This window comes from Sphingomonas sabuli, from assembly GCF_014352855.1.
In the GTDB taxonomy this organism is placed as follows: domain Bacteria; phylum Pseudomonadota; class Alphaproteobacteria; order Sphingomonadales; family Sphingomonadaceae; genus Sphingomicrobium; species Sphingomicrobium sabuli.
The window spans coordinates 259,304-271,676 of sequence record NZ_CP060697.1 but is presented as its reverse complement, the minus strand read 5'-3'; the positions used below and the strand labels follow the sequence as shown (position 1 = coordinate 271,676).

13 protein-coding genes are annotated in these 12,373 nt (G+C 66.5%); 7 read left to right on the top strand and 6 right to left on the bottom strand.

Going from position 1 to position 12,373, the window contains the following annotated elements; all coding sequences use genetic code 11:
• Positions 1-54 precede the first annotated feature (54 nt).
• Both smpB and dapA read right to left on the bottom strand, forming a co-directional pair.
• Complete coding sequence (gene smpB, locus H8M03_RS01385; protein WP_187480000.1) at positions 55-534, bottom strand: SsrA-binding protein SmpB; 480 nt, start codon at positions 532-534, stop codon at positions 55-57.
• Between the two features lie 45 nt (positions 535-579).
• The gene (dapA, locus tag H8M03_RS01380; RefSeq protein WP_187479999.1) at positions 580-1,452 is read right to left on the bottom strand and encodes a 4-hydroxy-tetrahydrodipicolinate synthase; all 873 of its coding nucleotides are present in this window, start codon (positions 1,450-1,452) and stop codon (positions 580-582) included.
• Between the two features lie 89 nt (positions 1,453-1,541).
• Here dapA and H8M03_RS01375 point away from each other — a divergent pair, with 89 nt between their 5' ends.
• A complete protein-coding gene (locus tag H8M03_RS01375) occupies positions 1,542-3,539 on the top strand; it encodes a lytic transglycosylase domain-containing protein (RefSeq protein WP_187479998.1) in 1,998 nt (665 codons plus the stop codon).
• Positions 3,540-3,549: 10 nt separating this feature from the next.
• Positions 3,550-4,053 (top strand): transcription elongation factor GreB, encoded by a 504-nt coding sequence (greB, locus tag H8M03_RS01370; RefSeq protein WP_187479997.1) that lies wholly within the window; start codon positions 3,550-3,552, stop codon positions 4,051-4,053.
• Here the strand turns inward: greB and H8M03_RS01365 are convergent.
• Positions 4,050-5,270, bottom strand: coding sequence for an alpha/beta hydrolase (locus H8M03_RS01365; RefSeq protein ID WP_222931886.1), 1,221 nt, complete (start codon positions 5,268-5,270; stop codon positions 4,050-4,052). The genes greB and H8M03_RS01365 overlap by 4 nt on opposite strands.
• Before the next feature lie 127 nt (positions 5,271-5,397).
• On the opposite strand from H8M03_RS01365, the gene H8M03_RS01360 reads away from it, so the two are divergent.
• Positions 5,398-5,931 carry a DUF4142 domain-containing protein gene (locus tag H8M03_RS01360; RefSeq protein WP_187479996.1) on the top strand — a complete coding sequence of 178 codons (534 nt, stop codon included), beginning with the start codon at positions 5,398-5,400 and terminating at the stop codon, positions 5,929-5,931.
• Here the strand turns inward: H8M03_RS01360 and H8M03_RS01355 are convergent.
• The 3 genes from H8M03_RS01355 to H8M03_RS01345 are packed head-to-tail and all read right to left on the bottom strand — an operon-like array spanning position 5,928 to position 8,589.
• Positions 5,928-6,464: a dihydrofolate reductase family protein gene (locus tag H8M03_RS01355; RefSeq protein WP_187479995.1), complete on the bottom strand. Its 537-nt coding sequence runs from the start codon at positions 6,462-6,464 to the stop codon at positions 5,928-5,930. The two genes, H8M03_RS01360 and H8M03_RS01355, sit on opposite strands and share 4 nt — an antisense overlap.
• Before the next feature lie 10 nt (positions 6,465-6,474).
• Entirely contained in the window at positions 6,475-6,921 is a 447-nt protein-coding gene (locus tag H8M03_RS01350) for a hypothetical protein (protein WP_187479994.1), read from the bottom strand.
• A 39-nt stretch (positions 6,922-6,960) separates the two neighbouring features.
• Positions 6,961-8,589 carry a phosphoenolpyruvate carboxykinase gene (locus H8M03_RS01345; protein WP_187479993.1) on the bottom strand — a complete coding sequence of 543 codons (1,629 nt, stop codon included), beginning with the start codon at positions 8,587-8,589 and terminating at the stop codon, positions 6,961-6,963.
• Positions 8,590-8,752: 163 nt separating this feature from the next.
• Between H8M03_RS01345 and H8M03_RS01340 the strand changes: the two genes are divergently transcribed.
• Genes H8M03_RS01340 through rapZ form a run of 4 tightly spaced genes read left to right on the top strand, consistent with a single transcriptional unit; the run spans position 8,753 to position 12,356 of the window.
• Positions 8,753-9,466, top strand: a complete 714-nt coding sequence (locus tag H8M03_RS01340; RefSeq protein WP_187479992.1) for a response regulator transcription factor — start codon at positions 8,753-8,755, stop codon at positions 9,464-9,466.
• Positions 9,467-9,469: 3 nt separating this feature from the next.
• Positions 9,470-11,017 carry a sensor histidine kinase gene (locus H8M03_RS01335; RefSeq protein WP_187479991.1) on the top strand — a complete coding sequence of 516 codons (1,548 nt, stop codon included), beginning with the start codon at positions 9,470-9,472 and terminating at the stop codon, positions 11,015-11,017.
• Positions 11,014-11,454: an HPr kinase/phosphorylase gene (locus H8M03_RS01330; RefSeq protein WP_187479990.1), complete on the top strand. Its 441-nt coding sequence runs from the start codon at positions 11,014-11,016 to the stop codon at positions 11,452-11,454. Before H8M03_RS01335 ends, H8M03_RS01330 begins: the two co-directional genes overlap by 4 nt.
• Positions 11,451-12,356 carry an RNase adapter RapZ gene (rapZ, locus tag H8M03_RS01325; RefSeq protein WP_187479989.1) on the top strand — a complete coding sequence of 302 codons (906 nt, stop codon included), beginning with the start codon at positions 11,451-11,453 and terminating at the stop codon, positions 12,354-12,356. The genes H8M03_RS01330 and rapZ overlap by 4 nt, the downstream gene beginning before the upstream one ends.
• Positions 12,357-12,373: the final 17 nt, after the last annotated feature.

The following is a 12,373-nucleotide window of genomic DNA, read 5'->3' as shown; positions in this document are numbered from 1 at the left end:
ACAGCGTCAAAGCCGCTGGCCGAAAGCGCGGGCACGCAGGTCGAAAGGCCCGGCCTAGCCGTGGCGCAGGAGCCGGCCCTGTTCGCGCTTCCAGTCGCGTTCCTTGATCGTCTCGCGCTTGTCATGGGCCTTCTTGCCCTTAGCCAGCGCCAGTTCGACCTTCGCCTTGCCGCGTGCGTTGAAATAGATCGACAGCGGCACGACGGTCAGCCCCTGCCGGTTGATCGCACCGTGCAGCTTGTTGATCTCGCGCTTGGTCAGCAGCAGCTTGCGAGCGCGCCGGGTCTCATGATTGAGCCGGTTGCCATGGCTGTATTCGGGAATGTGGCTGTTGATCAGCCACACTTCCTCGCCGTCGATGGTCGCATAGCTTTCCGCGATCGACCCCTCGCCCTGACGCAGCGCCTTCACTTCGGTACCGACCAGCGCCAGCCCGGCCTCGAACTTGTCTTCGATGAAATAGTCGAAGCGCGCGCGCCGGTTTTCGGCGACGACCTTCTGCTTGTCGAATTCGGCGGGACGCGGCTTGGCCATGTGCGGCGCGATGTAGCTACTGCCACCGCCGAGGGGAACCCTGCCTCAGGACAGTCCGGCGTGTTCCAGTGCGGCGTCGACCGCCTTTTTCGCTGCGGCGGACGGTTCGGTCATTGGGGCACGAAGCGTTGCCGGGAATTCGGGGCGGACGCAGTTGAGGGCATATTTGACCGGGCCGGGCGAGGCGTCGGTGAACATGGCCGTGTGGAGCGGGAACAGGCGGTCCTGAAGCTCGAGCGCATCGTCCCAGCGGCCTTCGCGGGTTGCCCGCTGGAAGTCGCTGCACAGTTTCGGCGCGACGTTGGCGCTGACGCTGATGCAGCCGACGCCGCCCATGGCGTTGAAGCCGAGTGCCATGTCGTCATTGCCGCTAAGCTGGACAAAGTCGCTTCCGCAGGCGGCGCGCTGGGCGGATACACGGGCCAGGTTGCCGGTGGCGTCCTTGACCGCGACGACGTTGGGCAATTGCGCCAGCCGGCCCATCGTTTCGACTGCGATGTCGGTGATCGTCCGTGACGGGACATTATAAAGCACGACGGGAATGCCGCAGTCGGCAACGGCGGCAAGGTGATTGTAGATCCCGTCCTGGTTGGGGCGGTTATAATATGGCGGCACGTGCAGCGCGGCATCCGCCCCGGCATCCTTTGCCGCGTTGGTCAGCGCGATGGCGCGGGCGGTGTCGTTCGATCCGCACCCGGCGATGACGGGAACCCGGCCAGCCGCGACTTCGACCGTGATCTCGATCACCCGGCGATGCTCGGCGTCGGTGAGGGTCGCCCCCTCCCCCGTCGTTCCGCAGGGGACGAGGCCGTCCGAGCCCTGCTCGATCTGCCACGCGACGAAGGACCGCAGTGAGTCTTCATCGACACACCCATTGGCAAATGGGGTGACCAAAGCCGGTATCGAACCGAAAAACATCGATTTTTCCTTCACTTGGGAGTCGCAAGCCTGTTAGGGACCGGTTTCGTTCAGACACTGATAAGGAGGCGGTTACTAGGATGTCCAGCATGGGTAGAGCAGCTTTCCTCGTTCCGATCCTCCTGGCATTCACGGCGTCCGCCACCGCTGAGAAACTTCCCGAACTGATGCTGGCGGCGTCGCCGGCCGGCGCGCCGGCTGCCGCGGGCGGCGCGGCGGCAGCCGTCCAGGCCGCCGACAACGGCATCCTCTATGCGATCAACGATTGGCGCCGCCTTCGCCAGGGCGGCAATTACAGCTTCTCGGACTACGCTCGCTTCCTCAACGCGAACCGCGAATGGCCGGGCGAAAGCACGCTTCGCCGCCAGGCGGAACGGTCGATGCGCCCGGGCGAGAATGCCGCCCTCGTGCTCGGCTTCTTCCAGGTCGAAAAGCCGCGTACCGGCACCGGCTGGACCCGCTATGCCGACGCGCTTGCGCAGTCCGGCCGCGGCGCCGAAGCGGTTACCGCCGCCAAGGAAGCGTGGGCGTCGGACAGCCTCAACAGCGCCGACGAAGCCGCCATCCTCGCCCGCTACGGGGCGCAGCTGACCCCGCAGGACCACAACCGCCGGGTCGACGCGCTGCTGTTCGCCAAGGATCCCAACAATGCCGCCCGGCTGTTGGCATGGACCAGCCCGGACCGCCAAGCCGCGTTCAACGCGCGCGTCGCGATGCAGCAGCGGCTGCCCAATTCCGAAACCTATTTCCGGTCCGCGCAGCACCGCATCGGCGCCGATGCCGGCCTGTTAATGGATCGCCTGCGCTACCTGCGCGATGGCGGCAACACGATGATGGCCGCGCAGCTTGCGGCCCAGCCGCATGCCTTCACAGAACGCCCGGCCGACGTCGAGCGCTGGTACGAAATGCTGCTGCTGGTGGCCGGCGATGCGCTGTCGGCGGGTCAGTCGACGCTGGCCTATAACGTTGCGCGGCAGGTCGACGATGCCCTTCCGCAAGGCGTGCAACTGGCCGATCAGCCCTATGGCGTGCGCGATGAATATACGAGCCTGACCTGGCTAGCCGGCCGGACCGCGATGGACCGGCTGCGCAATCCCGGCAACGCGGTGGCGATGTTCTATCGCTACGCGCAGGGCGGCAAGTCGCTGCAGGTAGCGACCAAGGGCTGGTACTGGGCCGGCCGCGCCGCGCTGGCGTCGGGCCAGGCCCCTGCCGCGCAGGATTACTTCCGTCGCGCCGCGCTTTCGCCCGAACTGTTCTACGGCCAGCTGGCGCTCGAGCGGCTGGGCCTGCGCGTTCCGGCACCGGGACCCAGCGCACCGATCGCCGCGGCCAGTGCGACACGCACTGCCTTCGGGCAAAACTCGCTGGTCCGGGCCACCCGCCAGATGACCTATTCCGGCCGCGCCGACGAGCAGACCCTGTTCGTCCGGGCGCTGGCGGAATCGCTGGATTCGCACGAACAGCGGGCGCTGGCGATGGAAATGGCGCGTCAGCTTGGCCGGCAGGACCTGGCCGTGTGGGTCGCCCGCGCTGCCCGCAACGACGGCGACGCCTTCTACGTTCGCGAGGCCTTCCCGACATTGTCGACGACCCCGCGCACGACCTGGGCGCTGGCCAACGGCATCGCGCGGCAGGAAAGCTCGTTCGATCGCAACGCCATCAGCCACGCCGGCGCGCGCGGCCTGATGCAGCTGATGCCGGCGACGGCGCGCGAACAGGCGGGCAAGCTTGGCGTCGGTTACGACATGAGCCGGCTGCACACGCCGGATTACAACATCATGCTGGGCTCGTCTTACTTCCAGCGCATGCTCAACACCTGGGACGGCAGCGTGCCGCTGGCGGTCGCCAGCTACAACGCCGGCGCGGGCAACGTGCGCAAGTGGCTCAACGCCTATGGCGACCCGCGCACCGGCCAGGTCGACATGATCGGGTGGATCGAGGCGATCCCGTTCAGCGAGACACGCGGCTACGTTCAGCGGGTGGTCGAAAATGCGGTCGTCTATGACGCGATGAACCCGCAGCAGGGCACGGCGCAGGCGACGACCCACGTTTCGCGCTTTCTGGGCAAGCGTTCGCCGGGCTAAGGCCGCGGCCATGGCCGACGTCAAACCGCGCTTCATCACGCCCGACGGGCTGCAACGGCTGCGCGGCGAATATGAAACCCTGTTCGCGACCGAACGGCCCAAGGTGGTCGAGGTCGTGTCGTGGGCCGCGTCGCTTGGCGACCGGTCCGATAACGCCGACTACCAATATGGCAAGAAGCGTCTGCGGGAGATTGACCGCCGGCTGGGCTTTCTGTCGCGTGTCATGAAGGCGGCAAAGGTCGTCGACCCCGCCAACCAGGTCGATCGCGACCAGGTTCGCTTTGGCGCGACGGTCGAATTGGCGGATGAGGACGACCATCGCCGCACCCTGACCATCGTCGGCGACGACGAAACGGACGCCGGCAACGGCCGCATCGGGTGGAGCGCCCCGCTCGCCCGGGCGCTGATCGGCGCGCGGGTCGGCGACGAGCGCATCGTCCGCCTTCCTGTCGGCGAGAAAAGCTACGAAGTGATGGCTATCCGCTATCCCGCCGGGGACGCGAAAACGGCCTAGCCGCGTTCGCCCGGCATTGGCTGTGGCATCGGCTGCTGCTGCGGCGTCGGTTGCGGCATTGGCTGTTGCGGCATGGGCTGCTGCGGCATCGGCTGTTGCGGCATTGGCATGGCAGCGCCGTTGAGCGCGGCGCGCAGGCGCTGGCCCGACCATTGCTGCGCCTCGCGCGCGTCGCCGATCACTGCGTCGGCGCCGAAGAATTCATGCGGCGCCCCGGCCCATTCGCGCCGTTCGACAGCGACCCCCGCGGCGGCCAGCCGCTGGGCCAGCAATTCGCCTTCCGAACGCAGCGGATCGACCTGCGCGGCGACGATCGTCACCGGCGGCAGGCCGGCAAGATTGGCGCTCACGACGTTGACGCGCGGATCCATGAGGTCGGCCGCGGACCGCGGTACGTAGCGGAAGAACCAGGCCATCAACGCACGGTTGAGCGTCGGGCCGTTGGACGTGTCCTGATAGGACGGCGTGTTCAAATCATTGCCGGCGATCGGATAGACCGACAGGATATGGCGCGGCAGCGGGAGGCCCGCATCGCGCGCCTGGATCGCGGTCGTGACCGCAAGGTTGCCGCCGGCACTTTCGCCCGCGAAAGCGATCCGCGACGTGTCGCCGCCAAGCCGGGCGGCATTGGCCAGCAGCCATTTGTATGATGCCAGCGCATCGTCGTGCTGCGCTGGGAACGGCGCTTCCGGGGCACGGCGATAGTCGACCGAAATCACCATCGCCTGCGCTTCGCGCGCCAGGCCGCGCGCACCGCCGGCGTAGACCTTGCTGTCGGCGATCACCCAACCGCCGCCGTGGAAGTAGAGGATGACCGGCATCGGCCCGGTTACCCCGGTCGGCTTAATCAGCAGCGCGTGCAAGTTGCCGGCCGCGCCGCCAACGCTGATGTCGCTTTCGGTAGTGCCCGGCGGTGGCGTGGTCGGGCGCCCCTGCTGGCGGAGCACTTCCATCACGCCGTCGGTAAAGGTCGGCTGCTTGCGCGCCTCGACCGGGCTGAGCGAATGGTACGGCCGCAAGTTGAGCCGCTTGGTCAGTGCGTCGACGACGGTCTGACTGTCGGCATCGAGCGGGGCGCCGCTTGCGGACACGCCCGGCTGCCCCATCGGCATGCCCGGCATGGCCATCGGCTGCTGCGCTGCAACCGGCGCGGCGGCGAGCGCAAGAGCGGAGGCGAGGCCGCCGGCGAACAGGGCAGTCGTGGTGAAACGCGTCATCGTCGGTCTCGCAATGCTGGTAAATGAAATTTGAACAGGACTGCGGAACGATGGTGGAGCGAGCGGGTTCCATCCAGGAAATCCCGGCGAATCCGAGATTTATGCTTTTTTCTTGAGGAGACGCCTTGTGAACCGCCACCTGATGATCGCCGCTGCAGCCGCCGCCCTGACCGGCCTGTCAGCCCCTGCCTCGGCGACGCTTCCGACACCATCCGCAGCGGCCGCGACGCAGGATTCGCAGGCGTTCTTGTTCCATGCCGGGGCCGGCGACATCTTCGAGGTCATGACCAGCATGGTGATCGTGCAGAAGAGCCAGAACCCGCAGCTGCGCGACTTCGCGGCGATGCTGATTTCCGACCATACGATGATGTCGAACACCGCGCTGGCGACGGCCGCCGGTGCCGGCGTCATGGCGCCGCCGCCCGAGCTTAGCGCCGACCAGAAGGCGATGTATGGTCGGTTGCTGACCGCCTCGCCCGCCTCGCTCGATCGTCTCTACCTACAGCAGCAGGTGCCCGCTCACCAGAAGGCTCTGGCAATGATCCAGGGTTACAGCCAGACCGGCGCCACGCCCGCGCTGCGCCAGATGGCTGCAGCGGCCGCGCCCAAGGTGCAGGCGCACCTTGCGCAGGCGCAGCAGATGCTGGCCTCGGCCCGCTAGGCCGCGGCGTCAGGCGAAACGTAGGTCAGCCGGATGGCGTGAGCGCCTATGCGCTCGTGCGCAACCAGCTCAAGCGGCGGTCGCGGCCCGGTAAACAGCGGTTTGCCGCTGCCGAGAACGACCGGGTGCACGTACAGCCGATATTCGTCGATCAACCCAGCCATGCTGCCCGCAAGCTCAGGTCCGGCGATCTCGATCGTGCCGTACTGGCTGGCTTTCAACCGCCGGATTTCGCTCGCGACGTCGGTGCCGACCAGCTCCGCGTTGGGGCCGACCGAGTCCAGGGTCGTCGACACCACCCATTTGCGCATCGCTCGCCACGCCCGCGCATAGGCCCATTCCTCCTCGCCCCATTCCGGCCGGTCGTCATCCCAATAACGCATCACCTCATACATCCGGCGGCCATAGATTGCCCCCGTCAGGCTGGCGACGTCGTCGATGAAATGGCGGAACAGCACCGGGTCCGGCGCGAACCGGTCATGGTCGACATAGCCGTCCAGAGACTGGTTGAGCGCAAACACCAGCTTGGCCATGTCATCTTCCTCAGGGCAGCGACGCGCGGTCGGGGCGCACCCAGCTACGCCGTGCCTCAACACTGAACAACCTCTCCGGCGAATAGAAGCGCAGCGGCCAGTCGCGCTTGCCGATCGGTGAGCGCAACAGGTCATTGACCAGTTCGAACAGCGGCTCGCGGCGGTCGGCTTCGGCCAGGAACAGGCGCACCCCGGCGAGGAACGTGCGGGTGATGGTCTCGTGATAGCCTTCGGTGTCGCTGTTCACGCCGCCGACGCTGGCGTTGTAGGCGCGGATGATGTCGCCAAGGCTGGCGTCGACATCCACGTCGGGCCGCCTGAGCAGCACGTAGGTGGTCGCGGCAAGATGGGCCTCGTGGGTCCATTCGGCGCGCGGCAGGGTGCGGGCGAGCAGGCCCTCGCCGATGCGCATGATCGCGGCATCGGATTCGAATAGTCTTGGCAGGTGGTCGGTCATCGTTCGGGTCCTTGAAACGGGGCCCGATCGGCGACCGGGCTATTCGGCGGGCGTGGCCTGAGTCGCTTGTTGGCCTTGCACCGGCGCCGCCTGGCGGACGCCCTCGTCGACATGGTCCGCGAACTGGGAGAAATTCTCGACGAACAGGTCGACCAGCTTGGCGGCCGTGCGGTCGTATTCCTCACCGTCCGCCCAGGTGCTGCGCGGATCGAGGATCTTGTCGTCGACACCCGGCACATGGACCGGCACGTCGAACCCGAAGTTCGGATCCTTGCGGAACTGGGCGGTCTTCAGACTGCCGTCGAGCGCGGCGTTGAGCAGCGCACGGGTTGCCTTGATCGGCATGCGATTGCCGACGCCATATTTGCCGCCGGTCCAGCCGGTGTTGACCAGCCAGCAATCGGCCCCGCCGCGCGCGATCCGTTCCTTCAGCAGATTGCCGTAGACGGTCGGACGACGCGGCATGAAAGCAGCGCCGAAACAGGTCGAAAAGGTCGCTTCCGGTTCGGTCACGCCGATTTCCGTGCCGGCAACCTTGGCGGTGTAGCCCGACAGGAAGTGGTACATCGCCTGATCGGGCGTCAGCCGCGCGATCGGCGGCAGCACGCCGAATGCGTCGGCGGTGAGGAAGATGATCGTCGACGGCGGCGGACCGAGGTTTTCATCCGACGTATTGGGGATGAAATCGATCGGATAGGCTCCGCGCGTGTTCTCGGTCTTGCTGGCGTCGGTGAAGTCGAGTTCGCGCGTAACCTCGTTCATCGCCACGTTCTCGAGGATCGTGCCGAACATCTTGGTCGTCGCGTAAATCTCCGGCTCGCCCTCGGCCGACAGGTTGATCATCTTGGCGTAGCAGCCGCCTTCGAAATTGAAGACCGCCGTGTCCGACCAGCCATGCTCGTCGTCGCCGATCAGCGTACGGCTGGCGTCGGCCGACAGCGTCGTCTTGCCGGTGCCCGAAAGCCCGAAGAAGATCGCGCTTTTGCCGTCGGCGCCGATATTGGCCGAACAGTGCATCGGCATCACGCCCTGCGCCGGCAGCAAATAGTTCAGGAGGCCGAACACCCCCTTCTTCATCTCGCCCGAATATTCGGTGTTGCCGATAAGGATCATCTTTTCGGTCAGATTGACCGCGATGACGGTGTCGCTGCGGCAGCCGTGGCGCGCGGGGTCGGCCTTGAAGCTGGGCAGATTGATAATCGTGTATTCGGGCGTGAAATCCGCCAGCTCTTCCGTCGTCGGCCGGACCAGCAAGGTGCGGATGAACAAATTGTGCCACGCCATCTGGTTAATGACGCGCACGTTGACGCGATATTCCGGCTGGCTGCCGCCGAACAGGTCCGCGACGAACAGTTCGTCCTGGTCCTTGAGCGCGGCCAGGAAATCGGCCTTGAGATTGGCCCAGTGATCGGGCGACATCGCCTGGTTGATCGGGCCCCAGTTGATGGTGTCCTCGGTCGTCTCGTCGCGGACGATGAACTTGTCCTTCACGCTGCGCCCGGTGAACTTGCCGGTGTCGACCAGCAAGGCGCCGTCCTTGGTCAGCTCGCCTTCGCCGCGGCGAACCGCCTGCTCGACCAGGGGCGCGGTGGTCAGGTTCCAGTTGAGCCTGGCATCGGTGCCGATGCCCTGCTTATCCAGTCCGAAATTCGAAACGCGGCCAGCCACTCGTTTCCCTCTCTAAAAAAGACAAGCGGCAGCAACCCATGGGCAGCCACCGCGCTTCCACTATCACAGCGCCTATAACCCTGAAAAAGTTGCCCGGTCAAAACAGATGGCGCAACTTGTGCGCCGTGGCCCCCTCCCCTAAGCCCGCGGCCGGACCGCCCGAATGAGCCATGTGATCGCGCTGGTCGATGACGACCGCAACATTCTGACTTCCGTGTCGATCGCCCTCCAGTCGGAAGGCTTCGTCACGCGCGTCTACACCGACGGCGACACCGCGCTCAAAGCCTTTGCCGAGAATCCGCCCGACCTTGGCGTGTTCGACATCAAGATGCCGCGGATGGACGGGATGGAATTGCTTCGCCGGGTGCGCGAGTTCAGCGCGGTGCCGGTGATCTTCCTCACCTCGAAGGACGACGAGCTGGACGAAGCGCTGGGCCTGGCGATGGGCGCGGACGATTATATCTCGAAGCCCTTTTCACAGCGGCTGTTGCTGGCGCGAATCCGGGCCATCCTGCGGCGTCAGGATCTTGCGCGCAGCGACGGCGCCACGCCCGGCGCCGAGCCCGAACAGGCGTTGATGGAACGCGGGCGGCTGACCATGGACCCGGCCCGGCACAAGGTGAAATGGGACGGCAAGGACGTCACCCTGACGGTCACCGAATTCCTGATCCTCGAAACGCTCGCCCAGCGTCCGGGCGTGGTCAAGAATCGCAACCAGCTGCTCGACGTCGCTTACCAGGACGACGTTTACGTCGACGACCGAACGATCGACAGCCACATCAAGCGCATCCGCCGCAAGTTCCGCGCGGCCGACCCGCAATTCGACGCGATCGATACGCTTTACGGCGTCGGCTACCGGTTCGAGGAAAAGGGCTAGCCGATGGCCCGCAAGCGCCATTCGCCGCGCCCGTGGGCCGCGCACTGGACCCTGACGTGGCGCATCCTGGCGGTGAACATCTTCACCGTTCTGATCCTGGCGCTGGGCGTCATCTACCTCGATTCCTTTCGCAACAAACTGGCCAAGGAGCGGGTGCAGCGAACCGAGCGCGAGGCGGAGATCGCCGCAATCGTCGCCCGGTCGGTCGCCCCGGAGCGCCGCGACGCCACCTTGGTCGCGATCGGCCAGTCGACGCGCAGCCGGATCCGCATCTACGGCGCTGGCGGCCGGCGCACCTTCGACAGCTGGGCATCGACCGGCCCGACCTACGAGCTGCGCGATCCGGCGAAGGAAAGCTGGATGAAGGACGCGGCGCGGGCGATGGATCGCGGCTTCAACGCGCTGGTCGGCGCCAAATACGCACCGGATTTCGCCGAACCGGCGCAGGACAGCATCGCCGCCTGGCCCGAAGCGCAGGAAGCGGCGCGCCTTCGCGAGGTTACCAACGCCATGCGCACCGCGCCCGACCTGACGCCGGTCCTGTCCGCCGCGGCGCCGGTTGCCGACGGCGCCTTGCTGGTCACGTCCAACGAACGCAGCCTGATCCGGTCGATGCGCAGCCAGCGGGCGGCGCTGGCGCTGGCGATGGCCGCCGCTATCCTGATTTCCGTCCTGCTGTCGCTGTTTCTTGCCCGCACCATCGTCCGCCCCCTTCGGCGTATCGCGCTGGCCGCCCACCGGGTCCGGCTGGGCCGGGCTCGCGAAGTGCGGGTTCCGCGGCTACCCTCGCGCCGCGACGAGATCGGCCTGCTGGCGCGGTCGGTAGCCGACATGAGCCAGTCGCTGCGTCACCGCATCGACAATATCGAGGCCTTCGCCGCCGACGTGACCCATGAGCTTAAGAACCCGCTTGCGTCGCTACGCTCGGCATTGGACGGCCTTGGCACCGTCACCGACGACGCGTTGCGCAACCGGCTAACCGATGTCGCGCGCGAGGACGTGCGCCGGCTCGACCGGCTGATCAGCGACATCAGCGAAGCGGCGCGGACCGACGCCGAACTGGCCCGGGCGCGGTTCGAGGAAGTCGACCTTGGCGCCCTGATCGAGCAACTGGTGGCCGGCTGGAACACGCGGCGGGAACGGGGCAATGCCCGGATTGCCTTCGCCCGGCCGCGCAAATCGAGCACGCTGGTGATGGGCGATCCCGGCCGGCTGGCGCGGGCGATCGACAATTTGCTCGACAATGCGATCAGCTTCTCGCCGCCCGGCGGGCTGGTCGAGATTGCCGCCACCCGGGTCGATGACCAGGTGCGCATCCGCATCGACGACGAGGGTCCCGGCGTTCCGCAGGATGAGCGCGAGGCAATCTTCCATCGCTTTCATTCCATCCGTCCGGAGACCGAGGACTTCGGCCGCCATTCCGGTTTGGGCCTGGCCATCGCCAAGGCTATCGTCGAAGGCCATGACGGTGAAATCAGCGTCTTCGACCGCGACGATGCGCCTTCGGGCGCGCGCTTCATCATCGCCTTGCCCGCGGTAGACGATCTGTGACCCCGCCGCTGTCGTCCGAAACCGTCCACGCCACGTGCGTCGCGTCCGCCGGGCGGGCGGTGCTGATCCTGGGGCCGTCGGGATCGGGCAAGTCGGATTTGGCGCTGCGCCTGCTCGACCGCGGCTTTCAGCTGGTCAGCGACGACCGGACGATCATCAGCCGCGACGGCGGGCGGCTGCTCGCCTCGGCACCGGCGCAAATCGCCGGCAAGATGGAAATTCGCGGCTTCGGTATCGTCGACATGGAGTCGACCGAGGCCGTGCCGATCGCTTTGGCCGTAGAACTGACCAGCGAGGTGCCGCGCATGCCGCAGGAGAACGCCGCCCGGCAATTCCTCGGCACCGACCTGCCCTTGGTGCTGATCGACGCGATGACCGCGTCCGCTCCGTCCAAGGTCGCACTGGCGCTTGAACGATTCGGATTGAAAAGCGAATGAACACGCCGCCGATCAAGCCGCGCCTCCTGCTGGTCACCGGCCTGTCCGGCGCGGGTAAGTCGTCGGTGCTCGACGCGCTTGAGGACATGGGCTGGGACACGGTCGACAATCTTCCCGCCGACCTGCTCGAGGACTTCGTTCACGGGCCCAAGCAATGCCGGACCGCGCCGGTGGCCGTCGGCATGGACGTGCGCAGCCGAGGCTTCGATCCAGGCTCGGCGTTCCAGCTCATTCATGCGATCGACGGCGTGCAACCCGAGGTGTTGTACCTCGACTGTTCGCCGGCGGAGCTGGAGCGCCGCTACAGCAAGACCCGCCGCCGCCACCCGCTGGCGCTGGACCGGCCGGCCGAAGACGGGATCGAGATCGAGCGGCGTATGCTGATGCCGCTGCACCGCGCGGCCAATGCGGTGATCGACACCACTGTCCTGACCCCGGTGGAGCTGCGCCAGGAACTGCAACGCCGCTTCGGCACGGTGCGCGAACCGGTGCTGACGCTCGTGTCTTTCGGCTTTGGGCTTGGCGTCTCGCGCACTGCCGACCTGGTCTTCGACATGCGCTTTCTCGCCAACCCTTATTGGGTCGACGACCTGCGCGAACAGACCGGAGAGGATGCGGACGTGCAGGCCTATGTCGCGACCGATCCCGCCTGGGGCGATGCGATGGACCGAATCGAATCGCTTCTCACCGATTGGATTCCCCGCTACTGGTCGGCGGGCAAAAACTACCTGACTGTTGCCTTTGGCTGCACCGGGGGTCGCCATCGGTCGGTAGCCGCGGCGATCGAAATGGCGAAGCGGTTGCAGGCTGCGGGTTACAATCCGAATATCCGGCATCGGGACTTGGCCGCAGCGACGGGTGGCCCGAACGAGCCAAGGCCGGGGACGCATCCGGCGCAATGAGTAAGAAGCGAGTGAAC

Bases quoted from the DNA above. Each gene is read 5' to 3' on its own strand.
- H8M03_RS01365 (WP_222931886.1), bottom strand. From the start codon at position 5,270: ATGACGCGTTTCACCACGACTGCCCTGTTCGCCGGCGGCCTCGCCTCC.
- H8M03_RS01375 (WP_187479998.1), top strand. From the start codon at position 1,542: ATGGGTAGAGCAGCTTTCCTCGTTCCGATCCTCCTGGCATTCACGGCG.
- rapZ (WP_187479989.1), top strand. From the start codon at position 11,451: ATGAACACGCCGCCGATCAAGCCGCGCCTCCTGCTGGTCACCGGCCTG.
- H8M03_RS01340 (WP_187479992.1), top strand. From the start codon at position 8,753: ATGAGCCATGTGATCGCGCTGGTCGATGACGACCGCAACATTCTGACT.
- greB (WP_187479997.1), top strand. From the start codon at position 3,550: ATGGCCGACGTCAAACCGCGCTTCATCACGCCCGACGGGCTGCAACGG.
- dapA (WP_187479999.1), bottom strand. From the start codon at position 1,452: ATGTTTTTCGGTTCGATACCGGCTTTGGTCACCCCATTTGCCAATGGG.
- H8M03_RS01350 (WP_187479994.1), bottom strand. From the start codon at position 6,921: ATGACCGACCACCTGCCAAGACTATTCGAATCCGATGCCGCGATCATG.
- smpB (WP_187480000.1), bottom strand. From the start codon at position 534: ATGGCCAAGCCGCGTCCCGCCGAATTCGACAAGCAGAAGGTCGTCGCC.
- H8M03_RS01335 (WP_187479991.1), top strand. From the start codon at position 9,470: ATGGCCCGCAAGCGCCATTCGCCGCGCCCGTGGGCCGCGCACTGGACC.
- H8M03_RS01355 (WP_187479995.1), bottom strand. From the start codon at position 6,464: ATGGCCAAGCTGGTGTTTGCGCTCAACCAGTCTCTGGACGGCTATGTC.